The organism is Sphingosinicella sp. (genome assembly GCF_052388015.1).
Taxonomy (GTDB): domain Bacteria; phylum Pseudomonadota; class Alphaproteobacteria; order Sphingomonadales; family Sphingomonadaceae; genus Allosphingosinicella.
In genome coordinates, this window is the sequence record NZ_JBQTIN010000099.1 from 1 (window position 1) to 24053 (window position 24053).

At 68.4% G+C, this 24053-nt stretch carries 24 protein-coding genes and 2 riboswitches; of the genes, 12 read left to right on the forward strand and 12 right to left on the reverse strand.

Going from position 1 to position 24053, the window contains the following annotated elements:
- Positions 1-82 precede the first annotated feature (82 nt).
- The 7 genes from ACT4N3_RS07985 to gcvT form a co-directional block, all read right to left on the reverse strand.
- The gene (locus ACT4N3_RS07985) at positions 83-721 is read right to left on the reverse strand and encodes a TMEM175 family protein (protein ID WP_444854686.1); all 639 of its coding nucleotides are present in this window, start codon (positions 719-721) and stop codon (positions 83-85) included.
- The gene (locus ACT4N3_RS07990; RefSeq protein ID WP_444854687.1) at positions 718-1029 is read right to left on the reverse strand and encodes a hypothetical protein; all 312 of its coding nucleotides are present in this window, start codon (positions 1027-1029) and stop codon (positions 718-720) included. Before ACT4N3_RS07990 ends, ACT4N3_RS07985 begins: the two co-directional genes overlap by 4 nt.
- Before the next feature lie 26 nt (positions 1030-1055).
- On the reverse strand, positions 1056-2690 hold the full coding sequence (gene gcvPB / locus ACT4N3_RS07995; protein ID WP_444854688.1) for an aminomethyl-transferring glycine dehydrogenase subunit GcvPB: 1635 nt from the start codon (positions 2688-2690) through the stop codon (positions 1056-1058).
- A complete protein-coding gene (gene gcvPA, locus ACT4N3_RS08000) occupies positions 2687-4039 on the reverse strand; it encodes an aminomethyl-transferring glycine dehydrogenase subunit GcvPA (protein ID WP_444854689.1) in 1353 nt (450 codons plus the stop codon). The genes gcvPB and gcvPA overlap by 4 nt, the downstream gene beginning before the upstream one ends.
- 47 nt (positions 4040-4086) lie before the next feature.
- Positions 4087-4866 carry a class I SAM-dependent methyltransferase gene (locus tag ACT4N3_RS08005; RefSeq protein WP_444854690.1) on the reverse strand — a complete coding sequence of 260 codons (780 nt, stop codon included), beginning with the start codon at positions 4864-4866 and terminating at the stop codon, positions 4087-4089.
- A 124-nt stretch (positions 4867-4990) separates the two neighbouring features.
- Entirely contained in the window at positions 4991-5362 is a 372-nt protein-coding gene (gcvH, locus tag ACT4N3_RS08010; RefSeq protein ID WP_444854691.1) for a glycine cleavage system protein GcvH, read from the reverse strand.
- Positions 5359-6471, reverse strand: coding sequence for a glycine cleavage system aminomethyltransferase GcvT (gene gcvT, locus ACT4N3_RS08015; RefSeq protein ID WP_444854692.1), 1113 nt, complete (start codon positions 6469-6471; stop codon positions 5359-5361). Before gcvT ends, gcvH begins: the two co-directional genes overlap by 4 nt.
- Positions 6472-6529: 58 nt before the next feature.
- Positions 6530-6639: riboswitch (glycine riboswitch) on the reverse strand.
- Positions 6640-6643: 4 nt separating this feature from the next.
- A riboswitch (glycine riboswitch) is annotated at positions 6644-6745 on the reverse strand.
- A gap of 246 nt (positions 6746-6991) precedes the next feature.
- On the opposite strand from gcvT, the gene ACT4N3_RS08020 reads away from it, so the two are divergent.
- Positions 6992-7513 carry a hypothetical protein gene (locus ACT4N3_RS08020; protein ID WP_444854693.1) on the forward strand — a complete coding sequence of 174 codons (522 nt, stop codon included), beginning with the start codon at positions 6992-6994 and terminating at the stop codon, positions 7511-7513.
- Positions 7514-7629: 116 nt separating this feature from the next.
- Positions 7630-8721: a hypothetical protein gene (locus tag ACT4N3_RS08025; protein WP_444854694.1), complete on the forward strand. Its 1092-nt coding sequence runs from the start codon at positions 7630-7632 to the stop codon at positions 8719-8721.
- Between the two features lie 218 nt (positions 8722-8939).
- Here the strand turns inward: ACT4N3_RS08025 and ACT4N3_RS08030 are convergent, their stop codons facing one another.
- Positions 8940-9584, reverse strand: a complete 645-nt coding sequence (locus ACT4N3_RS08030; RefSeq protein ID WP_444854695.1) for a hypothetical protein — start codon at positions 9582-9584, stop codon at positions 8940-8942.
- Between the two features lie 267 nt (positions 9585-9851).
- On the opposite strand from ACT4N3_RS08030, the gene ispH reads away from it, so the two are divergent.
- Both ispH and rnhA read left to right on the forward strand, forming a co-directional pair.
- Positions 9852-10799: a 4-hydroxy-3-methylbut-2-enyl diphosphate reductase gene (gene ispH, locus ACT4N3_RS08035; protein WP_444854696.1), complete on the forward strand. Its 948-nt coding sequence runs from the start codon at positions 9852-9854 to the stop codon at positions 10797-10799.
- Between the two features lie 130 nt (positions 10800-10929).
- Positions 10930-11379 carry a ribonuclease HI gene (gene rnhA, locus ACT4N3_RS08040; RefSeq protein ID WP_444854697.1) on the forward strand — a complete coding sequence of 150 codons (450 nt, stop codon included), beginning with the start codon at positions 10930-10932 and terminating at the stop codon, positions 11377-11379.
- On the opposite strand, the gene ACT4N3_RS08045 is transcribed toward rnhA, so the two are convergent.
- Positions 11352-12452, reverse strand: a complete 1101-nt coding sequence (locus ACT4N3_RS08045; protein WP_444854698.1) for an NAD(P)/FAD-dependent oxidoreductase — start codon at positions 12450-12452, stop codon at positions 11352-11354. The two genes, rnhA and ACT4N3_RS08045, sit on opposite strands and share 28 nt — an antisense overlap.
- A complete protein-coding gene (locus ACT4N3_RS08050; protein ID WP_444854699.1) occupies positions 12449-13384 on the reverse strand; it encodes an alpha/beta fold hydrolase in 936 nt (311 codons plus the stop codon). Before ACT4N3_RS08050 ends, ACT4N3_RS08045 begins: the two co-directional genes overlap by 4 nt.
- A gap of 50 nt (positions 13385-13434) precedes the next feature.
- Between ACT4N3_RS08050 and ACT4N3_RS08055 the strand changes: the two genes are divergently transcribed.
- Genes ACT4N3_RS08055 through ACT4N3_RS08090 form a run of 8 tightly spaced genes read left to right on the forward strand, consistent with a single transcriptional unit; the run spans position 13435 to position 20868 of the window.
- A complete protein-coding gene (locus ACT4N3_RS08055) occupies positions 13435-13905 on the forward strand; it encodes an A24 family peptidase (protein WP_444854700.1) in 471 nt (156 codons plus the stop codon).
- A 44-nt stretch (positions 13906-13949) separates the two neighbouring features.
- A complete protein-coding gene (gene cpaB, locus ACT4N3_RS08060) occupies positions 13950-14975 on the forward strand; it encodes a Flp pilus assembly protein CpaB (RefSeq protein WP_444854701.1) in 1026 nt (341 codons plus the stop codon).
- 1 nt (position 14976) lies between these two features.
- A complete protein-coding gene (locus ACT4N3_RS08065) occupies positions 14977-16569 on the forward strand; it encodes a type II and III secretion system protein family protein (RefSeq protein WP_444854702.1) in 1593 nt (530 codons plus the stop codon).
- A gap of 26 nt (positions 16570-16595) precedes the next feature.
- On the forward strand, positions 16596-17264 hold the full coding sequence (locus tag ACT4N3_RS08070; protein WP_444854703.1) for a CpaD family pilus assembly protein: 669 nt from the start codon (positions 16596-16598) through the stop codon (positions 17262-17264).
- On the forward strand, positions 17261-18538 hold the full coding sequence (locus ACT4N3_RS08075; RefSeq protein ID WP_444854704.1) for a pilus assembly protein CpaE: 1278 nt from the start codon (positions 17261-17263) through the stop codon (positions 18536-18538). The genes ACT4N3_RS08070 and ACT4N3_RS08075 overlap by 4 nt, the downstream gene beginning before the upstream one ends.
- Positions 18539-18571: 33 nt before the next feature.
- Positions 18572-19546, forward strand: a complete 975-nt coding sequence (locus ACT4N3_RS08080; protein ID WP_444854705.1) for a type II secretion system F family protein — start codon at positions 18572-18574, stop codon at positions 19544-19546.
- 13 nt (positions 19547-19559) lie between these two features.
- Positions 19560-20558, forward strand: a complete 999-nt coding sequence (locus tag ACT4N3_RS08085; protein WP_444854706.1) for a type II secretion system F family protein — start codon at positions 19560-19562, stop codon at positions 20556-20558.
- A 58-nt stretch (positions 20559-20616) separates the two neighbouring features.
- Positions 20617-20868 (forward strand): hypothetical protein, encoded by a 252-nt coding sequence (locus ACT4N3_RS08090; protein WP_444854707.1) that lies wholly within the window; start codon positions 20617-20619, stop codon positions 20866-20868.
- On the opposite strand, the gene ppdK is transcribed toward ACT4N3_RS08090, so the two are convergent.
- Entirely contained in the window at positions 20865-23525 is a 2661-nt protein-coding gene (gene ppdK / locus ACT4N3_RS08095; protein WP_444854708.1) for a pyruvate, phosphate dikinase, read from the reverse strand. The genes ACT4N3_RS08090 and ppdK overlap by 4 nt on opposite strands.
- A 57-nt stretch (positions 23526-23582) precedes the next feature.
- Positions 23583-24053: DALR anticodon-binding domain-containing protein (locus ACT4N3_RS08100; protein ID WP_444854709.1), on the reverse strand; the 471-nt coding region annotated here is incomplete at its 5' end.

The following is a 24053-nucleotide window of genomic DNA, read 5'->3' on the forward strand; positions in this document are numbered from 1 at the left end:
CGCGCCGGGAGCATGTCGTGCAGCACTTCGGCGATCGGCTCCGCGTTGCGCGCGACATGCGGCGCGGAGCGGCGATGGTCGGTCATTCCTCCTTCGGCCCGCCCGCGCGCCGCCCGCCCCAGTCGTAGCGCCAGGTGAAGAGGCCGATGCTGATCGGCAAAGTCGCATAGACCATCGGCGAAAAATTGGCGGTGGCGCGAAAGAAGGTCAGCTGGATCGAGACCAGGCCGGTCGCGACCAGGATCAGCCAGATGATCGCCTCGCCGCGCGCCGACACCCGCGTTTCAGCGTCGATCTCCGGGCTGTGCTGCGCCTCCATGAAGAGGCAGGCGGTGGTCGCCGCCATCGCGACGAAGCCGAGGCCGTAGATGAAGAAGAGATCGCCGACCGCGCCCTGGAACGGCGTCCCGCTTCCGCCCAGGAAGGTGCTGAGCGAGCGCGCCATCGCCCGGAGCGGTTGGACGTAGATCAGGACGAGGAAGATGAGCAGCACCGACAGCAACATCGAGAGCCAACTGCCTTCGCCGCGACAGTGGCGCCAGCGCACATGGGCGAACCAGAACATGGCGATGATTGCGAAGCCGATCGCGAAGGCCGGCACTTCGGCCATCGCCGCCCGCAGCATCGCCACCGATGTCGGCGCCTCGCTGCCGCCGATCACCAGCAAGGTAACCGCGAAGGCGAAGGCGGCGTCGGTGAAGGCGTCGAGCCGCTGGTTCACAGGAACATCCCGCTGAAGCCGAACAGGGCGACGAAGAGGAGGACGATCAGCGCGGCGGCAACCGCGAACGCCGGCGATCTCGTCCCCTCCCCCGCTTTCCGGCCGAGCAGGACCGCCCCGGCGATGCCGCCGATCAGGCTCAACGCCGGCGCCAGGACGATGAAGGTGGCCATGCCCGACATGCCGTCGCCGCCATGGTCGCCGATGCCGAGCGCGTCGTACCAGAGGATGACGACCAAGGTGGCGAGGGCGAACCCCGCCAACGCCCCGCCGAGGAAACCAAGCAAAGCGAATCCCGCTGTGCGCATGTTCCCTCCCCATCTTCGCGCGGCGGTTACTCCGCCGCTTCGGCCTGTGTCGGCTCTTTATAGACCAGAACGGGCTTTCGCGCCGCCAGCGTTTCGTCCAGCCGTCGCCTTGGCGCGTGAACCGGCGCGGCCTTGAGGCTCTGATCGCCCGCCTTGGCCCGCTCGGCGACGCTGCGCAGCGCGCCGATGAACTGGTCGAGCGCAGCCTTGCTCTCGGTCTCTGTCGGCTCGACCAGCATCGCGCCATGGACGACGAGCGGGAAATACATCGTCATCGGATGATAGCCCTCGTCGATCAGCGCCTTGGCGAGGTCGAGCGTCGAGAGCCCGCCGCCAAAGCCTTTGTCGCTGAACAGCGCCTCATGCATGCACGGCCCGCTGGCCCCAAACGGCGCGTCGAGCACCCCGTCCAGGCTGCGCAGCACATAATTGGCGTTGAGCACGGCATCCTCGGCGACCTGCCTGAGGCCATCGGCGCCGTGGCTCAATATATAGGTCAGCGCCCGGGTGAACATGCCCATCTGGCCATGAAAGGCGGTCATTCGGCCGAAGCTCGATCCGTGATGCTCTTCCGCTGTCTCCTCCTCGACAAGGGCATAGGCCTTGCCCTGCTTCTCGACGAAGGGGAGCGGCGCGAAGGGCGACAGGGCGGCCGAGAACACCACCGGCCCCGAGCCCGGCCCGCCGCCGCCATGCGGGGTGGAGAAGGTCTTGTGCAGGTTGATGTGCATCGCGTCGATGCCGAGGTCGCCCGGCCGCACGCGGCCGACGATCGCATTGAAATTGGCGCCGTCGCAATAGACGAAGGCGCCGGCCTCATGGACCGCCGCGCTGATCGCGATCATGTCCGGCTCGAACAGGCCGCAGGTGTTCGGGTTGGTGATCATCACCGCCGCCACGTCCGGCCCCAGCCGCGCCTTCAGCGCCTCCAGGTCGACGCGCCCGCGCGGCGTCGCCGGGATGTTCTCGACCCGATAGCCGGCGAAGGCGGCGGTCGCCGGGTTGGTCCCGTGCGCGCTCTCCGGCACCAGGATCACCGCGCGCGCGTCGCCCCGCGCCTCCAGCGCCGAGCGGATCGCGAGCAGTCCGCACAGCTCGCCATGCGCGCCCGCCTTGGGGCTCATCGCCACGCTGTGCATGCCGGTCAGCTTCACCAGCCATTCGCCGAGCTCATGGATCACCGCGAAGGCGCCCTGCACCGTGTCGGCCGGCTGCAGCGGGTGGATGTCGGCGAAGCCCGGCATCCGCGCCACCTTCTCGTTCAGCCGCGGATTGTGCTTCATCGTGCACGATCCGAGCGGGAACAGGCCGAGGTCGATGGCATAGTTCTGCCGCGACAGGCGGGTGTAATGGCGCACGGTCTCCGGCTCGGAGAGACCGGGCAGGCCGATGTCGCGATTGCGCTCGAGCCCGCCCAACCTGTTCCCCGGCGAAGGCCGGGGCCCAGGCGGCGCTGCCGCGCCGTTGTTTGTTTGGGGCTGAACCCCGGCCTTCGCCGGGGAACAAAAAAGATCGAAATCCACGCCGGTGGCATCGGTGTCCCCGATCTCGAACAGCAGAGGCTCCTCGAGCATCAGCGCCCTGTTGCCGGTCCAGGTGCCGGCCGCTTCGGCCGTCGCGCCGCCCATCTCGGGGCGCCATCCGCTCTGGTTGATGCTCATGCCAGCACTCCCGTCAGCGCCTTGGCCAGAATCTCGACATCCTCCTCCGTCACCGTCTCGGTCACCGCGACGACCAGCCCGCTGGCCAGCCCCGCTTCGTCCGGATAGAGCCGCCCGAGCGAGACGCCGCCGAGCACGCCGGCCTCCGCCATCTCCCGCACCGCCGGCCGCGCCTCCTTCGGCAGGACGAGGGTGAACTCGTTGAAGAAGCTCTCATTGAGCAGCCGGACGCCCGGCACCTCGCACAGTCGCTCCGCCGCCGCGACCGCTTTGGCATGGTTGATCGCCGCCAATTGCCTGAGGCCCTTCTCGCCGAGCAGGGTCATGTGCATCGTCCAGGCGAGCGCGCAGAGCACCGAGCTGGTGCAGATGTTCGACGTCGCTTTCTCGCGCCGGATGTGCTGCTCGCGGGTGCTGAGTGTCAGCACGAAGCCGCGCTTGCCGCTGGCGTCCACCGTCTCGCCGGTCAGCCGCCCCGGCATCTGGCGGACGAACTTCTCCTGACAGGCGAACAGGCCGACATAAGGCCCGCCGAAATTGAGGCCGACGCCGATCGACTGGCCCTCGCCGACGACGATGTCCGCGTCCATCTCGCCAGGGCTCTTGATCGCCCCCAGCGCCACCGGTTCGGTGTTCACGACGACAAGCAGCGCACCCTGCTCGTGGCAGCGCGCGGCGAGCGCGGAAAGGTCGGCGATCCGGCCCAGGATGTCGGGATATTGCACGACGACGCAGCTCGTGTCGCCGTCGACCGCCAGCGCATCGACGTCCGTCGCGGCCTCCAGCGTCGGCGCCTCATGCTCCAAAGCATCGCCGGTGAATTTCGCCATCGTCTTGGCGACCGACACATAATGCGGGTGCAGCCCGGAGGAGAGCACCGCTTTCTTTCGCCGCGTCACCCGCCCGGCCATCGCGATCGCCTCCCAGCAGGCGGTCGAGCCGTCGTACATCGAGGCGTTGGCGACGTCGCGGCCGTAGAGCCGCGCCACCTGCGTCTGGAACTCGAACAGGGCCTGGAGCGTGCCCTGCGCGATCTCCGGCTGATAGGGCGTGTAGCTGGTCAGAAATTCGCCGCGCTGGATCAGATGATCGACGCTCGACGGGATATGGTGGCGATAGGCGCCGCAGCCGATGAAGAAGGGCGCCTCGCGCGCCGCCAGATTGGCCCCGGCGTGGCGCCCCATATGCCGCTCGACCGCCAGCTCGCTGGCATGATTCGGCAGGTCGTGGATCGCCCCGTCGAGCCGCGCCGCATCCGGCACGTCGACGAACAGATCGTCGATCGATCCGGCGCCGATGACGCCGAGCATCTCGCGCCGGTCGGCGTCCGAAAGAGGCAGGTAACGCATTCAAGTCTCCCATTCCTCCCCTCCCGCTTGCGGGAGGGGAGATTTTCTCACTCCGGCTTCCGCATCCAGAAGCGCAGTCGCACATAATCCGCGCACCAGCTGTCGTCCGGCTGGCGCAGTTGGTCCTCGACGCGCGCCTCGACCGAGGCCGCAATTTCATCGCGCTCCCACTCAGGCACCATCAGGCTGTCGAGCAGCCCGGAGCGGAAGGTCCTCACCCAGCCGGCGACCCCCGCCGGCAGCGGCGTCGGCCGCTCGATCAATTCGGCACGCAGTGCCGCAAAGCCGGCGCCGCAATAGATCTTCGCGAAGCTCTCCGGGTCCGGATACCAGGCCGGGTCCTCGGCCGGCATGGCATAGCCGCGCCCCTCAAGCTCGGCCCGCAGCGCGGCGCGGATCGTCGCGAGATTGCCCGCCCCGCCCATCTCGCCGACGAAGCGGCCGCCCTCCTTCAACACCGCGAACACGCCCGCCGCCACCGCCTCGATCTCGGTCATCCAGTGCAAGGCGGCGTTGGAGAAGACGGCGTCGAATCGCCCGAACCGCTCGGCATGCCCGGCAAGGCCGGCCTCGGCGTCGGCGACATAGGCTTCCAGCCCGCGCGCCCGCGCCGCCTCCACCATCTCCTCCGAGCTGTCGACGCCGACCGCCCGCGCCCCTGCTGCCACGATCCTTGCCGTCAACGCCCCGTCGCCGCAGCCGAGGTCGAGGATCAGCTCGCCCGGCCGCGGGTTGAGCAGGGCCAGAGCCGCCGCACCCAGCTCGGGCACGAAGGCGGCATTGGCCGCATAGTCGCTCGCCGACCATTGAGACGTGACATTCACCATCGTTGCAGTTCCCCGGCGAAGGCCGGGGCCCAGGCCGGCGCAAGCCGGATAATCATCCTCCCATTAAGCGCCTCGCGGCGCTCCTGGGCCCCGGCCTCCGCCGGGGAACAAGGAACGGAGATCCTCACAATCCCTCGCAATAGGCCTTGTACTGATCGGCGTTCATCAACCCTTCCAGCTCGCCGGTGTCGCCGAGCGTCAGCTTGAAGAACCAGCCCTCGCCCTCCGGGTCGGAATTGACCAGGTCCGGCTGGTCGGCCAGCGCCTGGTTGCCCTCGGTGACGGTGCCGCTGACCGGCGCATAGACGTCGCTCGCCGCCTTGACCGATTCGACCACCGCCGCCTCGCCGCCCTTGCTCACTTCGCGGCCCGCTTCCGGCACCTCGACGAACACGACGTCGCCCAGCTGGCTCTGCGCATAATCGGTGATGCCGACCGTCGCCTGGTCGCCCTCGACGGCGATCCACTCATGCTCCTGGGTGTAATAGGTCGTCATTGCGGCGCTCCCTTGCGGTGATAGCGGTGGGGGACGAACGGCATCGGCGTGACCGTGCCGGTGAAGAGCTTGTCGCGCTGGACCAGCCTGATCCTGGCTCCCGGCTCGGCGGAGGCGGCCGGCACATAAGCCATGGCGATCGGCCGCTCGAGGCTGGGCGAGAAGCCGCCGCTGGTCACATTGCCGACCTCGTCGCCGTCAACGTCGACCACCGCCGCGCCCTCGCGCACCGGCTGGCGGCCCTCGATTGCGAGCCCGACGCGCTTGCGCACCGGCCCGTCGGCCAGCTCCCTGGCGATCCGCTCCCAGCCCGGAAAGCCGCCCTCGCCGCGCCGCCGCTTGGACAGCGCGAAGGTCAGATCCGCCTCGACCGGCGTGGTATGATGATCGAGGTCATGGCCATAAAGCGGCAGCCCCGCCTCCAGCCGCAGCGAATCGCGCGCGCCGAGCCCGATCGGCTTCACCTCCGGTTCGGCCGCGATCAGATCGGCGATCCGCGTCACCTCCGCCGCCGGCACCGAAATCTCGAACCCGTCCTCGCCGGTATAGCCTGAGCGGCTGATCCACGCCCGCGCGCCGCCGATCTCATAAGCGCCGGCGGTCATGAAGGTCAGCGCCTCGACCCCCGGCACCAGCCGCGCCAGCGCGTCGACCGCCTTCGGCCCCTGCAGCGCCAGCAGCGCCTGCTCGCGCATATGGTCGATCAACACGCCGCGCGGCAGCTTCGCCTCGAGATGCGCGATGTCGCCCGCCTTCACCGCGCCATTGACGACGAGGTAGAAATGCTCGCCGCGCCGCGTCACCATCAGATCGTCGATGATCCCGCCCTCGGCGTTGAGCAGCAGCGAATATTTGGGCTTCGCGTCCTTGAGCAGCCCGAGATCGGCCGGCAGCAAAGCCTCCAGCCCCTTCTCCGCCTCGGTGCCCGTGACGATCATCTGGCCCATATGGCTGACGTCGAACAGCCCGGCATTCGCCCGCGTCCACTTGTGCTCGGCGATGATGCCTTCATATTGAATCGGCATCGCATAGCCGGCGAACGGCACCATCCGCGCGCCGCGTGCCCGGTGCCAGCCGTCGAGGGGAAGGGTCGCCTGGGTTTCGCTCATCGTCCGCTCCGGTCACGCCGCCTCTGGCGCAACGCACGCCAGCCTGAATCGGCGCCCCCTCTGTCGCGGAAACCTGAGAGCTTTCCCCGCCTTCGCCGAGGCTATGGCGGGTTACCCCTTCGGCGGCCCGCCGAAGCCCCGAAGGGCGAAGGAGGGCACTTTCCAGAGCGTCCTTGGCCGCGCGGTCCTTTTGCCTGAGAGATTCCGGGGCGGTTGCTCCTTCGGCGCCCACCATCGCCCGAAGGCAAAGGCGGACCTCTCCCGCGCGTCCTTGATGGACGCGGGCGGCATGGCGGAGGGGCGGAAAGGAGTCAATCGCTCCAGCCCTTCGTCACCCCGGACCTGATCCGGGGTCCATCTTCTTCTCAATCGAACGACCGATCGTCCGCTGCGGGTGGAAAGCGGACATTACGCTGGCAAATTACGATCAGCTCGCTTGGCGACGAATGGTTCTGCGCCTCTCGTTCCTTCTCGTCGGCTTCCATAGTGACCGCGCACGCCAGCATGCTATGTTGCGCCGATGTCGCAGTTAGGGATAACGCTTGAGAGCCTCGCCCTGTTGAGCCAGGTCGCAGGCGCGGTAGCAGTCTTTGCATCGCTGATCTTTGTCGGGTTTCAGATGCGCGAGCAGGCTAACGCGACTCGCGCGCAAACCGAACAGGCGATCGCCGGGAATTGGATGGCCTTGGCCCAGGTGATCGGTGATAGCGCCGAGGCATTCACCGCCGGTCTCTTGAGCACAAACGCCACGTTCGCCGATCTGAACGACGCCGATCGGATGAGGTTTCTGACCGCCTTATTCGCGCTCTTCAAGCATTATGAAAATATGTACCTGCAGTTCAGGAAAGGGCGCCTTGGTGAGGCGGAATGGGAGCCGTGGTCGAACCACATCCAAATGTACTTCCATCAGCCGGGTGTTCAATCGTGGTGGAGCTTGCGCAAGTCAACCTTCTCTCCAGTGTTTCGCGCGTTCCTTGATGAGTCGGTCGCGCCGCACGAACTCAGCCCTGTCGCGCTCCATCACTCGGCCACGAAGGCGTGAAGAAAGGCCGCCTCCAGCCGCCCACAGCCGAAGCGTTATGTCCGATTTGGGTCGAAAGCCGCCGCACCAGCGAAACCACTTTCCTACACGCCTCCTTTTATGGCCTATCCTGCCCGATGGAGCAGACCACCAACCCCCTCGCCCCCGAGGCGGCGACCGATGAGCCCGCCTCTCCCTTCAATCTGCCGGATCATTTCCCGGAAAATCCGGAAACGCGCCTGATCTCGGACGAGTTGAACGACACGCTCGCCGAGACCTTCCCGCCTGGCATCCGCAAGCCGCGCCATGACGGCTGGACGCCGGACGCCATCGCCGCCTTCCTGCACGATCTCGCCGCGGTCGGCGTGGTCGAGCACGCCGCCCGCGCCGCCGGCCTCTCCGCCGCTTCGGCCTACGCCTTCCGCAACCGGCGGCAGGGCCGCGCCTTCGCGAAGATGTGGGACGCGATCCTGGTCCACCGCGCCCGCGCCCGCATCGCCTCGGAGCTTCAGTCCCGCGCCGTCGCCGGCTGCGTCTCGGTCCGCAAGCGCGATGGCGAGGTGGTGAGCGAATATCATTATCACGACAACCGCCTCGCCATGGCGATGCTGACCCGGCTCGACCGCCTCGCCGAGCGCGAGGGGGAAAGCGACGCGCATCTCCGCGCCCTGTCCGAAGGTCTCGACGACTATCTCGATTGCCTCGCCGACGGCGGCGACGCCGACGCTTTCGTCGACGCGCGGCGGCCGGTCGAGCCGGAGCCGGAAGTCTCCGCCCCGCTGAAGCGGCGGGACAACGATCCCGAGCTCACGACCCTCGCCCGTCTGTCCGGCTGCCCCGACTATCTCGATGTCGATCCGAACACGATCGACGTAAGCGACATCGATTTTACGAGGAAATCGGAATGGGACGCCGATCAATGGGTCCGCGTTTACCGCAGCGGCCTGATGCACTGGCTGGCCGCCGGCGGCGATCCTGCCGGCAGCACCGCCGGTCGTGGCACGGCGCTGTGCTTCACGTTCAGCCGCGAGGCCTGCCGGGCGGCGCATGAGGCCGGATACGACGCCGCCTCGCCGGGCGAAGAAGGGATCGACAGCTCGGATCTCGACACGGCGCAAATCTGGGACTGGACCGACGACCAGCTCGCCCGCGCCTGGCAGAGCCGCACAATTCAGCGTCTGCCGGAGGATTTCTGGGACGATCTGGCGACGTCAGAGGAGGAGCGATGACCACCTCTTGGCAAGTCTCAACTTCCTCAACTTATCTTGGGAGGCAGGAAGTGGGCACGTCGAACGCGCCACGCCTTCGTCATGCCGGGCTTGACCCAGCATCCACCTGTTCTTCCCGCCCAGCTAGGCGGCGAGCGCTGCAAAGGCAGGTGGACCCCGGATCAAGTCCGGGGTGACGGTACGGGCGGCGAGGAAGCGTGCCGATGATCCGCAACGCCCTACCGCGTCGCGTTGTACCGCAGCTGCTCTTCCGTCAGGTCGAAGCCGACCAGCACCTCGAACCGGGCCCGATCGACCGCGGCGCGGACGGCGGGGTCGGAGAGCGGATCGACGGCGGCGAGCGGGTCGCCGGCGCGGCGCTCGCGGGTGATCTGGCGGCGGATGTCCTCGGGCAAAGTCGCGGCGGAGCGCAGCACCTGGGTGGTCGCCTGGCCCGTGCTCCCGGCCGTGTACTGGCCGTCGGCGAAATTGAGCGCGACCCGGCTGACCCGCTTGGCGACGACGGCGCTGCCGCCCTGCACGACGCTGGCATAATAAGGCAGGATCACCTGGCGGGCGCCGCGGTTGTCGCGCCGGCGCGCCTGCACCTCGAAGGTCGCGTTGGTCACGATATAGGTGCCGGTCTCGTCGCAGGTGCCGCGCAGATTGGTAATCTGGGCGACGACGTCGATCGCGGTGGAATCGCGGCTGTTCGCCGGATCGAACAGGGTGATGTCGCCGGTCGGCGCGGCGATCGCCACCGGCGGGCAGGCCGTATAGGCGGTGAGAATGCCCTGTTGCATGATGTCGCCGGGGCGCGCGCAGCCGGCGACGGCGAAGGCGAGGAGGGCGGCGGCGGCCGCTTTGGATCGGAAGGGGCGCAAGGAAACCTCGAAAGAAATGAGCTATGTCAGGCGGCGTCCCTAGCGCGCCGTCGCGATCATAGGAAGCGCGCTCGGGCTGAGCAAGCGATGAACCGCCGCGCGTATCCAACGTCGGCGGGAAGCACCGGGCGTCGCCATTTGTTGCTCCCCGGCGAAGGCCGGGGTCCAGTCCTAAGCAAGGAACGGCGCGATAGCGCCGCCTGGGCCCCGGCCTTCGCCGGGGAACTGGTGTGGACGATGGCGGCGCACGCTCCTAAATGCCAGACAATGGATCGCAAACCGCCCCTCACCCTGCTCATCGCCGCGCCGCGCGGTTTCTGCGCCGGCGTCGACCGGGCGATCCGGATCGTCGAGCTGGCGCTCGAGCAATATGGCGCGCCGGTCTATGTCCGGCACGAGATCGTCCACAACAAGTTCGTCGTCGAGACCCTGAAGGCCAAGGGCGCGATCTTCGTGCGCGAGCTGGACGAGGTGCCGGACGGCGTGCCGGTCGTCTTTTCCGCCCATGGCGTCCCCAAAGCGGTGCCGGCCAAGGCGGCGGAGCGCGGCCTCAATTATCTCGACGCCACTTGCCCGCTCGTCTCCAAGGTCCATCGCCAGGCGGAGCGGCTGATCGCGCAGGGCCGGCATATTCTCTTCGTCGGCCATGCCGGCCATCCCGAGGTGATCGGCACCTTCGGCCAGGTGCCCGAGGGCCGCATGACCCTGGTCGAATCGGCGGCGAACGCCGAGATCGTGAGCCCGCCCGCGGCGGGCGGCCTCGCCTTCCTCACCCAGACCACTTTGTCGGTCGACGACACGGCGGAGATCGTCGCGATCCTCCGCCGCCGCTTCCCGGCGATCCAGGTGCCGCGCAGCGAGGACATTTGCTACGCGACCTCGAACCGGCAGGGGGCGGTGAAGGCGATCGCCGGCCGCTGCGACGCGATGCTGGTGATCGGCGCGTCGAACAGTTCCAACTCCTTGCGGCTGGTCGAGGTGGCGGAGCGGGCCGGCGCCCGCGCCCGGCTGGTCGCACGCGGCAGCGACGTCGATTTCGCCTGGCTGGAGGGCGTGCGGACGCTCGGCATCACCGCCGGCGCCTCGGCCCCCGAAGTGCTGGTCCGCGAGGTGGTCGAGCGGCTGAAGGAACGGTTCGGGGTGACCGAAGAGCCGGTCGAGGGGATCGAGGAGAATATGGTCTTCAAGCTCCCCGCCGCGCTGAAGGCGGCGTGACGCCCGACCTTCCTGAGTCACCCCGGCGCAAGCCGGGGTCCATGAACACGGTCTCGGCAAACCTGGGTCAATCGGTGTTCATGGGTTCCGGCTTCCGCCGGAATGACTCTCTGTGGCGTGGCCTCTTCGCGTGACCGACGTCGAGATCTTCACCGACGGCGCCTGCAAGGGCAATCCGGGGCCCGGCGGCTGGGGCGTGGTGATCCGCGCCGGCGGCCGCGAAAGGGAGCTGTCCGGCGGCGAGCCGCTGACCACCAACAACCGGATGGAATTGCTCGCGGCGATCCGCGGCCTGGAGGCGCTGACCCGCCCCTGCCGGGTCCAGCTCTACACCGACAGCCTCTACGTCCGCGACGGCATCACCAGGTGGATCCATGGCTGGCGAAAGAACGGCTGGCGGACCGCCGACAAGAAGCCGGTCAAGAATGCCGAGCTCTGGCAGGAGCTGGTCGAGGCTTGCGGGCCGCACCGGATCGAGTGGCATTGGGTGAAGGGCCATGCCGGCCATCCCGAGAACGAACGCGCCGATGCCCTCGCCTGCGCCGCCGCGGCTCAGTTCGCGAAGCGCGCGGGCGAATAATGAGCCGGGTCGATCCCGGGCGAATGGCCGAGCAGCAGCGCCGCGGCCAGCTTCGCCGCGGCCGGCGCGGTCTGGATGCCGAAGCCGCCCTGCCCCGCGCACCAGAAGAAGGCGGGCTCGGCGAACCCGTAGACCGGCAGCCGGTCCGGCGCGAAACTGCGCAGGCCCGCCCAGCGCCGCTCGACCGCGGCAACCCGCCAGTCGACGATACGCTCCAGCCCGTCGATCGCCAGCGCGACGTCGATCTCCTCCGGCGCGCAGTCGCAGGGATCGGAGGCCGTCTCGTCATGCGGGCTGAGCCACAATCGCCCGGCTGCCTCCGGCTTGAAATAGAAACGGCCCTCCGCGTCGATGACCAAGGGCAGCCCCGCCGGCGCCGGCGGCTCGATCCGCGCCTGGACGATGGTGCGCCGATAAGGCTGGATGCCGAGCGATCGAACGCCCGCGCGCCGCGCCACGTCGTCCGCCCACGCGCCGGCGGCGTTGACGAGGATGTCGGCGTCGAAACGACCGGCACCGGTCTCGATCGTCCAGCCGCCATTGCTTCGGGCCGCACTGCGCAGCGACGCGTCGGTGACCAGCTCGGCGCCTCGCGCGCGCGCGCACTTCAGGTAAGCCGCGTGCAGGCCGGCAACGTCGATGTCGGCGCAGCTCGGCTCCGCCAGTCCCCGCGTCCAGCCCGGTTTGAGACCGGGCAGTATCGTCGCCAGCGCCTTGCGGTCGAGCGGCTCAAGCACGATGTTCGAACCGGCGAACTCAGCGGCGAGCGCATCGAGCGCCGCTTCGCCTCCCGTTTCGGCGACGTGCAGCGCGCCCCGCGGGCTGAGCAACGGCGCGCCCGCGAAATCGGCCGGCGGCGCGGCGAGGAAGGTCCCGGAGGCGCTGGTCAGCGGCTGGATCAGCGGCCCGCCATAAGTCTCCGACCAGAAGGCGGCGGAGCGGCCGGTGCTGTGATAGCCGGGCTGGCTCTCCGCCTCGAGGATCAGGACCGAGGCGTGGCCGGCAAGCTCGGCGGCGAGGCTCGCCCCCGCCATCCCCGCACCGGCGATCGCGACGTCGAAGCGCCGGCTCACCGTCCGATTCCGGCGAGGAAGGCATCGATCCGGCCGAGCGCGTCCAGCCGGATCGGATCAACCTCGCGCAGGATTTCGTGCGCCGCCTCGTTCACCCACTCGACCCGAACGTTCGGAAGCGCCGCCGCCGCATCGCGGATCGCGTCGTCGCTTACCAGCCGGTCGCGTTCCGTGGCCAGGATGAGGATCGGCATCGTCACCTTTGCCAGCTTCCTTGGCGTGAACGTCTTCGCCGCCGAACGGTACGCGGCGCGCAGCCAGCCCCAGCTCGGCGGGCCCACGTTCATCTCCGGCTCGCCTTCCCACCAGAACAATTCATCCGCATATCGTTCCGCGGAACTGGTGAGATTGCGGTTGCGAACGCCGCCGGGCCGGCTGTGGGCGAGGTCCCGCTTCCAGACCGTCTCGTCGCGCCAGCCGGCAAGGCACATGAGCTCGGCGATCTGCGGCGCCAGCCAGGCCGGCATGGGATAGGAATTCACCCCCAGCATCGGCGCGACCAGCACCGCCGCATCGAGCGGCGGCGCCTTGTCGATCAGGGTGCGCAGCAACAGGTGCCCGCCCATCGAATGGCCGATCGCGACGTGCGGCCCATCCGGCGAAGCGGCGCGCCAGTCGGCGATCAGTGCCGCGAGATCGTCGACCAGGCCGTTGAAGGTCACATAATTGCCAAGCCTGATCTGCCCACGCGAACGGCCCTGCCCACGCCAGTCGAACGCGGTGACCGCCCAGCCTTTCGCTCGCCACCAGGCATAGGCTTCGAGATATTTCTCGATGAAGTCGCCACGTCCGCCGGCGAACAGCAAGGCGCCGCGCGACGCTCCCTCCGGCGCCCAGGTCAGGCGGCGTAACGCGAAGCCGTCGGCGGCGCGCCATTCGTCCAGCACCGCATCTGCAGGCAGCACACGCCACGGGTTGGCCGCTTCGTCCATCTCGGCTCCGGTTACGGTTTCGAAAGCATGGCCGTCTAGACCCTTGCGGCATGTGGATCGTGCTGCCCTGGGCTCTGCTCGCCGTTTTGGCTGTGCTGCTGCTCGCCGCCTCGTGGGGCGACCTCACGGCGCGGACGATCCCCAACGGCCTCAATCTCGCCATTGCGTTGCTCGCCACCCCCTTCTGGTGGGCGAACGGGCTGCCCTTCTGGCCGGATGTGGCGCTGCAGGTCGGCGTCGCTGCCCTGGTCTTCGCCGTCTTTGCCGGCGCCTTCGCGATCGGCGCGATGGGCGGCGGCGACGTCAAGCTGATCGGCGCGCTCGCTTTGTGGCTGCCGTGGCCGGCCGTGCTCGCGCTGCTGGTGATCATGTCGCTTGCAGGCGGCGCGCTCACTTTGGCGATGCTGATCCGAAAGCGGCTCGCGCGGACCGCGGGCGCGCTGGAAATCCCTTACGGGGTGGCCATCGCATTCGGCGGTTTGTGGCTGATTAGCGAACGGTTTCTTTACCAATTTGGCTGAAGACGGGAATTAACTTTTTTCCCGGTGGGGGAGCGACGAACGCTATGGACGTCAGGAAAATTGCGCTGCTGGTCGGCGCGCTCATCATCGCGGGCGTGACCGCTTTCATGGCGCGGAGCATGTTCATTGGCGCCGCCGCGCCCGAGGCGCAGGCCAGCCCCGCCGTCCAGCAGGAAGCGAACCAGGTGATGGTCGCGACCCGCACCTTGCCGGTCGGCACCATCATCGACGCCGAGATGCTGCGCTACCAGCCCTGGCCCGAGGGCCTGGTGCAGGAAGCCTATTTCGTCCGCGGCCAGGAAGGCGCCGCCGATCCGTCCGAGCTGATCGGCACGGTCGTGCGCACCGAAATCACCGCCGGCCAACCGGTTACGCGCGGTTCGCTGGTGCGTCCCGGTGAGCGCGGTTTCCTCGCCGCGGCTTTGGGCCCGGGGATGCGCGCGGTCGCCGTGCCGGTCTCCGCCTCGAGCGGCGTCGCCGGCTTCGTCTTTCCGGGCGACCGGGTCGACATCGTCCTGACCCAGGAAGTCGAGGGCGGGGGCGACGGCGCGCCGTTGCGCGCGTCCGAGACCATCTTCCGCAACGTGCGCGTGCTCGCCGTCGATCAACGGCTCGACGCGCGCGACGAGGAAGGCAATTCGGTCGCCCAGCCGGGCTCGAACGTCACCCTCGAGGCGACGCCGCGGATGGCGGAACGGATCGCGGTCGCGCAGACGCTCGGTCAGCTGTCGCTGTCGCTCCGCTCGCTTGCCGACAACAATGCCGAGCTGGAGCGCGCGATTGCCTCCGGCGAGGTTCAGGTTCCTCAAAATGGCGATCCGAACGCCGAGCGGCAGATGCTGCTCGCGGTCGCAAGTCGCCCTATCGACACCGGCTCGACCTATTCGGTCGGCGCCGACGTGTCCCGCTTTCAGCGCAGCACCGTGCCCGGCAGGGCGCGGGAGAACAACAGCGCGCCAGCGGCATCGGGAGGCTCGGGTCCCACGAGCCCGGATGGCAGGCCGGTTGGCCCGGTCGTTCGTGTCGCGCGGGGCAACAATGTGACGCTCGTTCCGGTGGGAGCACGATAAGATGAGCAGGATCAACAAGATCGGCCGAGGCCCGCTGGGGGCGGCGCTCGCCGGGGCGATCGCCCTGGGCCTCGCAGCGGCGACGCTGGCGAGCCCGGCCGCGGCTCAGCCCGCCGGCGCGGTGGCCCCGACGAACGACATCAACCTCTCGGTCGGCGCCGGACGGATGGTCCGCCTTAGCGGAACGATGACCGATCTTTTCGTCGCCAACGACACGATCGCCGACGTCCAGGTCCGCTCGCCGAACCAGATCTACATCTTCGGCCGCGCCGCCGGGAACACGACGGTCTATGCGACCGACCGCGCCGGACGGGTGGTCTATTCGGCGAACGTCCGGGTCGGCCAGAATCTCGGCTCGGTCGATCAGCTGCTCGATATGGCGATGCCCGAAGCCGACATTCAGGCGACGACGCTCAACAATATGGTGCTGTTGACCGGCACGGTTGCCTCGCCGTCCGACGTGGAGGAGGCCGAGCGCCTCGTCCAGGCTTTCGTCGGCGAAGGCACGCAGGTCGTCAGCCGGCTGCGCACCGCGACGCCGCAGCAGGTGATGCTGCAGGTGCGGATCGTGGAGGTGAGCCGCTCCGTGGTCCGCGACATCGGCACCAATCTCCTGTCGCGCGATTCGACCGGCGGCTTCCAGTTCGGTGTCAGCCGCGGCGCCGCCGGCACGATCACCGACCGCGTGTCGCAGACGCTGATCGACCCGGCCACCGGCAACCCGCGCGTTCTTGGCATCCAGAATACCTTCGCCAATCTGGCGGGAGCGACGACGCTCGGCGCCGCCGGCCGGCTGTTTGGCCTGGACATTCTCTCGACCCTCAACCTGGCCGAGACCAATGGCCTGGTGACAACGCTCGCCGAGCCGTCGCTGACCGCCCTGTCCGGCGAGACAGCGAGCTTCCTTGCCGGCGGCGAGTTTCCGATCCCGATCTCGCAGTCTCTCGGTACGGTGACGATCGAGTATAAATCCTTCGGTGTCGGCTTGGCCTTCACACCGACGGTGTTGGAAAACGGCCGCATCTCGATCCGCGTCCGGCCGGAAGTCTCCGAGCTTTCGTCGGAGGGCAGCATCCGCTTCAACGGCTTCGACGTGCCGGCAATCACCACCCGCCGGGCGGAGACGACGGTCGAGCTCGGCTCCGGCCAGAGCTTCGTGATCGGCGGCCTGCTCCGCAACGCCCACACCAACAGCATCGATCGCGCACCCGGGATCGGCAGCCTGCCGATCCTCGGCGCCCTGTTCCGCTCGACCCGCTTCCGCAGGGCCGAGACCGAGCTGGTCATCGTCGTGACGCCCTATCTCGTCCAGCCGGTCAACGCGAACCAGATCGCGCTGCCGACCGACGGCCTGCGCACCGCCAATGACGGCGAGCGGGTCCTGCTCGGCCAGGAGCATAGCAGCCGGTCCGGCGAGACCCGCCCGGTGCCGCGCGCCGGCCCGCCCCAGGTCGTTCAGCCCGGCGTCGAAACCGGCGGCGGCTCGGCGGCGGCGGCTCCGGCCCAGCCCGCCCCGGCTCGGGCTGCCGGCGCGCCCGCCCGGCGCCAGACGAGCGCCAACAACACCCCACAACCCGGTTTCGAGCTCCGTTGAGCGCTCGGCAGCAAAGGACCCGCCCCATGTCTCGCACCAGGACCTTCACCGCCGTCGCCGCCCTCACCCTGGGCGCCGGTTTCGCCGGCTGCGTTTCGCCGCGCACCAACGAGCTCACTTCGGCCAATAATCCGAGCCTCTATTCGGTCCACCAGCCGGTCGTCGAGCGCAGCGATTTCGTTCTCGACCTCGCCACACAAGGCGGCCGCGTGTCGCGGACCGAGATCGAGCGACTGCACGGTTGGTTCGCCTCGATCGGCCTGCGCTACGGCGATCGCATTGCGGTCGACGAAGGCTATGGCGCGGGACGCGCCCGCGACGATATCGCCTTGGCCGTCTCCGAATATGGCCTCAGCCTGGCGGACGGCCCGCCGGTCACGCCCGGTCAGGTGCCCGCCGGCTCCGTCCGCGTGATCGCCACCCGCGACGTCGCGAGTGTGCGGAGCTGCCCGGACTGGAACCCAGAGGACAACGGCGCCTCGCCGCGCCAGAACACCTCGACCAATTTCGGCTGCGCGACCAACGCCAATCTCGCCACCATGATCGCCAATCCGGCCGACCTCGTCCGCGGCCAGTCCGATTCCGGCAACGGCGCCGCGGGCACCGCCTCGCGCGCGATCCGCGTCTATCGACAGCGTCAGCCGACGAGCCAGCAAGCCCTGCCGGCAGCCACCACCCGGGGAGGCGGACAATGAACGCGCCTTTCAATGCCGGCCGGCCTGGCGGGCTTCGCGACCCCTTCACGGCCTTCGTCTGCGAGGATGCGACCGCCGATCTGCTGCGGCCGATCGCGGTCGAGCATGGCTGGTCGCCGGAGAAGGTCAACAAGGGGGGGCTGCGCAACGCCGTCCAGTCGCTCTCGGTCGCGGCGAGCCCGTCGATCCTGTTCGTCGACCTGTCGGAAAGCGGCGATCCACTCTCCGACATCAACGCGCTCGCCGAAGTCTGCGAGCCCGGCACGGTGGTGATCGCCGCCGGCCAGGTCAATGACGTCCGCCTCTATCGCGACCTGCTCGCCAGCGGCATCCAGGATTACCTGCTGAAGCCCTTCTCGGCCGATCAGCTGCGTGACGCCTTCGCCAATGCACAGATGACGCTTTCGGGCCCGCGCATGAACGAGACCGCGAGCGAGCGGCCGAACGTCGCCGCGGCGGTGATCGGCGTGCGCGGCGGCGTCGGTGCGTCGACGGTCGCCTCCTCCCTCGCCTGGATGATGGGCGACAAGGCCGGGCGCACGACGGCTTTGCTCGACCTCGACGTCCATTTCGGCACCGGCGCGCTGAGCCTCGATCTCGAGCCCGGCCGCGGCCTCACCGACGCTATCGAAAATCCGAGCCGGATCGACGGCCTGTTCATCGAGCGGGCAATGGTCCGCGCCAATGACAAACTCTGCGTGCTGTCGGCCGAGGCGCCGATCAATCAGCCGTTCCTCACCGATGGCTCCGCTTTCTACCAGCTCCAGGAAGAGATCCGTCACGCCTTCGAAGGCACGGTGATCGACCTGCCCCGCCACATGCTGATCCAGCACCCGCATCTGGTCAACGACGTGCAGGCGGTCATCGTTGTCGTCGAGTTCACCCTGGCCGCGACCCGCGATGCGATCCGGGTGCTTTCATGGCTGAAGGCAAACGCTCCGCAGGCGCGGGTCATCGTCGTCGCCAACAAGGCGCTGGCCGCCGGGCAGGAAGTCAGCCGCAAGGATTTCGAGCACTCGATCGAGCGCAAGGTCGACATCCAGATCCCGCTGGACGCCAAGACCGCGACCCAGGCGGCGAAACTGGGCCAGCCGCTCGCCAAGACTACGAAGTCGGCCAAGACCTCGCAGCCGCTTACTCAGCTGCTGGAGCAGACGCTGGCGCAGGGCGGCGAGGAAACTGGGGAAGAAGCCGCGGCCAGCACCTCGCTGCTCGGCAGGCTGGGCGGCCTCAAAGCTCTGGTCGCCAAAAAGCCTGCGGCCAAGGCCGCCTGACGCAACGCGCGGCGCGCCGACGGGGAGACGACATTGTCCGGTTTCCAGATCATGCTGATGGCGGCGGGCCTGGCGGCCACGCTCGTCCTCATCATGGCCGCCTTCGCCGGGCCGTCGACCTCCAAGGCGCAGGCAAAGCGGCTCGAAATGGTGCGCGAGCGGCATAGCCGCTCGACCGAGACGGTCGCGCAACTGCAGCTCAAGCGCATCTTCGCCCAGCGCCAGAACCGGATGGAGGGGCTGGCCCAGCGGCTGATCCCGAAGCCGGCCCTGCTCCGCCGCCGGCTGGAGCGCACCGGCCGCAGCTGGACGCTCGGTCAATATGCGATCGCCTCGATCGCGCTCGCCGTCGCAACCTTCCTGGGACTGGCGTTCAAAGGCGTGCCGTGGATGCTTGCAATCAGCCTTGGGCTCTTCGTCGGCATCGGCTTGCCGCACCTTGTGATCAGCAAGCTCATTGGCCGTCGCGTCGACAAGTTCACCTCACGCTTTCCGGACGCGATCGAGCTGATGGTGCGCGGCCTGCGCTCCGGCCTGCCGATTTCCGAGACGATGGGCATCGTGGCCACCGAGATTCCCGATCCGGTGGGCATCGAGTTCCGCGCCGTCACCGACAAGATGAAGCTCGGCCGCACGATGGAGGCGGCGCTGCAGGAAACCGCCGACCGGCTGGAGACGCCCGAATTCCAGTTCTTCGTCATCTCGCTGCAGATCCAGCGCGAGACCGGCGGCAATCTCGCCGAAACGCTGTCGAACCTCGCCGAGGTGCTGCGCAAGCGCGCCGCGATGAAGCTCAAGATCCGGGCGATGTCGTCCGAATCCAAGGCGTCCGCCTACATCATCGGCGCCCTGCCCTTCATCGTGTTCGGCCTGATCTGGTTCATCAACGGCCAGTATATGCAAAACTTCTTCGTCGATCCGCGGCTGATGATCGCCGGCGGCGTCGGCCTGGTGTGGATGTCGATCGGCGCTTTCATCATGGCCAAAATGATCAACTTCGAGATCTAGGGAGGGACGGGAGATGACACCTTCGACCGGCCCGACCGTGATGGGCATCGATGTGATCATGGCGGCGTCCGTGCTGTCCGCCATCGCCACCTTCGCGGTGCTCGTCGCCATCTACGCCGCGACGACGGTGCGCGACCCCATGGCGAAGCGGGTCAAGGCGCTCAACGAGCGGCGCGAGCAGCTCAAGGCCGGCATCGTCGCCTCGACCAACAAGCGGCGAAAGACCATCAGCAACCGAAACGAGATGGCCGACAAGGTGCGCGGCCTGCTCTCGTCGCTGAAAATGCTTCAGGACTCGCAGGTCCAGAAGGCGCAGGCGAAGCTGATGCAGGCCGGTGTCCGCTCCAAGGACATGGCCTTCGTCGTCATCTTCGCCCGCTTCGTGCTGCCGGTCGTGCTCGGCATCGGCGCGATCCTGCTCGTCTATGTGATCGACTATTTCCCGACCTGGGGCGCCTGGAAGAAATACGCCCTCGTCGCCGGCACGTTGCTGCTCGCCTACAAGGCGCCGGACCTGTGGCTGAAGAACAAGATCGACAAGCGCACCCATGCGATCCGCAAGGGGCTGCCGGACGCGCTCGATCTGCTCGTGATCTGCGCCGAGGCCGGTCTGACCGTCGATGCCGCCTTCGGCCGCGTCGCCCGCGAGCTGGGCAAGGCCTATCCGGAGCTGGGCGACGAGTTCGCCTTGACCTCGATCGAACTGGGCTTCCTCACCGACCGGCGGCTGGCGTTCGAGAACCTCGCCAAGCGCATCGACCTCGATTCGGTGCGCGGCGTGGTGACGACGATGATCCAGACGGAGAAATACGGCACCCCGCTCGCTTCGGCGCTGCGCGTCCTTTCGGCAGAGTTCCGCAACGAGCGGATGATGCGCGCCGAGGAGAAGGCGGCGCGGCTGCCGGCGATCATGACCGTGCCGCTGATCCTGTTCATCCTGCCGGTGCTGTTCATCGTCATCCTCGGCCCGGCGGCCTGCTCGATCAACGACGCCTTGCTCTCCGGGCAATAAGGAACCATCGGTCGGAGCGCGCCGTTAGACGCGCGTAACGATCGAGGAGCCTCGCCCGATGACCGCCTTCACCCCCGATCAATGGATGATCGTCGCGCTCATTTTCGCGCTCGGCGTGATCCTCGGCATGGCCTTCCTTGCCAGCCCGAAGTGGAAGCGCCGCTGGCGCGAGGAGGTCGAGCGCCGCGAGGAAGCGGAGGCCGAGGCGGCCAGGCTGCGCCGCCAGCATGCCGAGCTCCAGTCGCTCCGCCAGGCCGCGGCCAAGGACGAGGCACGCAAGAGCGAGCCGGCGCGGCCCGGGCCGCTCTAGGCGGTCCTCAGCGCCGCCTGCGCCGCCGCCAGCCGCGCGATCGGGACGCGGTAGGGCGAGGCGCTGACATAATCCAAGCCGACGGACTCGCAGAAGGCGATGCTGGCCGGATCGCCGCCATGCTCGCCGCAAATGCCGAGCTTGAGATCGGACCGGGCCGCCCTGCCCCGCTCCACGGCCATCGAGATCAGCTCTCCCACGCCCTCGACATCGAGGCTGACGAACGGATCGCGGGCGAAGATGCCCTGCTCGACATAGGCCCCCAGGAAGTGGCCCGCATCGTCGCGGCTGACCCCCAAGGCGGTCTGCGTGAGATCGTTGGTGCCGAAGCTGAAGAACTGCGCCTCCGCCGCGATGTCGCCGGCGCGGAGCGCGGCGCGGGGCAGCTCGATCATCGTGCCGACCTGATAGGCAATCGACGTGCCGCGCTCGGCGAACACGGCTTCGGCGGTCCGGTCGATCAGGCGCCGGATGATCGCCAGCTCGGCCCGGGTCGCGACCAGCGGTACCATGATCTCCGGCAGGGGCGGCTCGCCCTCGCCGGCCATCTCGAGCGCCGCCTCGAAGATCGCGCGCACCTGCATCGCGTAGATTTCGGGATAGGTGATGCCGAGCCGGCAGCCGCGATGGCCGAGCATCGGGTTGCTCTCGGCCAGCTCGGCGGCGCGGCGGCGCAGCGTCTCCATGTCGAGGCCGGAGGCGCGGGCGACCTCGGCGAACTCCTCCTCGCGATGCGGCAGGAACTCGTGCAGCGGTGGATCGAGCAGCCTGATCGTGACCGGCAGGCCGGCCATGATCCGGAATATCTCGACGAAGTCGTCGCGCTGGGCGGGGAGCAATTTGGCGAGCGCCGCGCCACGGCCGGCTTCGCTGTCGGCGAGGATCATCTGGCGGACATTGGCGATCCGCTCGGCATCGAAGAACATATGCTCGGTGCGGCAGAGGCCGATCCCTTCGGCCCCGAACTCGCGCGCGGCGCGGCAATCGGCAGGGGTCTCGGCATTGGTGCGGACCCTGAGGCGCCGCTTCGTGTCGGCCCAGCCCATCAGCATACCGAAATCGCCGCTGAGCTCGGGCTGGACGGTCGGCACCTCGCCCAGCATCACCTCGCCGGTGGAGCCATCGATGGTGAGGACGTCACCTTCGCGCACCTCTCGGCCGCCGACGCGCATCAGCTTCGCCTTATTGTCGATCGCCAGTCCGCCAGCGCCGGAGACGCAAGGGCGACCCATGCCGCGCGCGACCACCGCGGCGTGGCTGGTCATGCCGCCGCGCGCGGTGAGGATGCCCTCGGCGGCATGCATGCCGTGAATGTCCTCCGGGCTGGTCTCGACGCGGACCAGGATCACCTTCTCGCCGCCGCCGGCCCATTGCTCGGCTGTGTCGGCGTCGAACACCGCCTTGCCGCAGGCCGCGCCGGGAGAAGCGGGCAGGCCCTTGCCGATCACGTCGCGGGGCGCATCGGGGTCGAGGGTTGGATGGAGCAGTTGGTCGAGCGCTTGCGGATCGACCCGCAACACGGCTTCGTCTTCAGAAATCAGCCCGTCGCCCACCATCTCGACCGCGATCCTCAGCGCCGCCTTGGCGGTGCGCTTGCCGGAACGGGTCTGGAGCATCCACAGGGCGCCGCGCTCGACGGTGAACTCGATGTCCTGCATGTCGCGATAGTGGCGCTCGAGCGTGTCGAACACGCCGGCGAGTTGCGCGTAAACCTGCGGGAGCGTCTCTTCCATCGACGGCGCGCTCGCCCCCGCCGCTTCCCGTGCCGCGCGCGTGAGATATTGCGGGGTGCGGATGCCGGCGACGACATCCTCGCCCTGGGCGTTGATCAGATACTCGCCATAAAAGGCCCGCTCGCCGGTCGAAGGATCGCGGGTGAAGGCGACGCCGGTGGCGCTGTCCGCGCCCATATTGCCGAACACCATCGCCTGGACGTTGACCGCCGTGCCCCAATCGTGCGGGATGTTGTTCAACCGGCGATAGGTCTTCGCCCGGTCCCCCTGCCAGGAGCCGAAGACGGCGGCGATCGCGCCCCAGAGCTGGTCATGCGGATCGGCCGGGAAGGCGCGACCCAATTCCTCCTCGACGATCTCGCGATAGCGGGCGCACAGCCGCTCCCAGTCCGCGGCGCCAAGATCGGTGTCGAGGTGGACGCCCTTGTCCTCCTTGGCGATCTCCAGCGCCTCCTCGAACAGGCCATGGTCGAGGCCGAGCACGACGTTCGAGTACATCTGGATGAAGCGGCGATAGCTGTCCCAGGCGAAGCGCGCATCGCCTGAGGCCGCCGCGAGACCGCTCACCGTCTCGTCGTTGAGGCCGAGGTTGAGGACCGTGTCCATCATCCCCGGCATCGAGACGCGAGCACCGGAGCGGACCGAGACAAGCAGCGGATCGGCCGGATCGCCGAAACGCTTGCCGACGACCTGCTCGATGTGGGCAATGCCGGCGGCGACCTCGCCCTCAAGGCTGGCGCGGAACGCCTCGCCCTGCTCATAATAGAGGGCGCAAGCCGGGGTCGCGATGGTCAAGCCGGGCGGGACGGGGAGTCCGATTGACGCCATTTCGGCGAGGTTCGCGCCCTTGCCACCGAGTAATTCCTTGTTCCCCGCCTCCCCGTCCGAGGCGCCGCCGCCGAAGCGATAGACGAGGCGGCTCATGCAGGCTGCGCCCCAGCCGGAAGTTTCATAAGTTTCAGCTTCCCTGGGGCAAAAAAATCAGCCTTCGATCCGCGAGAAATCCGCGACCCGGTGAACCAGCGCGCGCATCCGGGCGAGGAGATCGAGGCGGACTTCGCGCTTGGCGGCATCGGGATCATTGACGGTCACCTTGTCGAAAAACGCATCCACCGGGCCGCGCAGCGCGGCCAGCGCCCGCATCGCCCGTTCATAATCCTCCTCGGCGAGCGCCGCCGCGACCTTGGGCTCGGCCGCGTCCAGCGCCTCGTCCAGATCGGTTTCCTCATTCTGGGCCGTGTAGGAAAGAATATTCGCTCGCCGCGTGCCGGGGGTGGGCGTGGTCGACCAGTCCTCGCGCTTCAGGATGTTGGCGGCGCGCTTGTAGCCGGCGAGCAGGTCCGCGCCCTCGGGCGTCTCGACCGAAGCCTGGAGCGCGCTCACCCGGGCGAGCAGGCGGACCAGATCGTCTTCCGGCTCGCCCCTGTCGCGGCCCATGGCGAAGACCGCGTC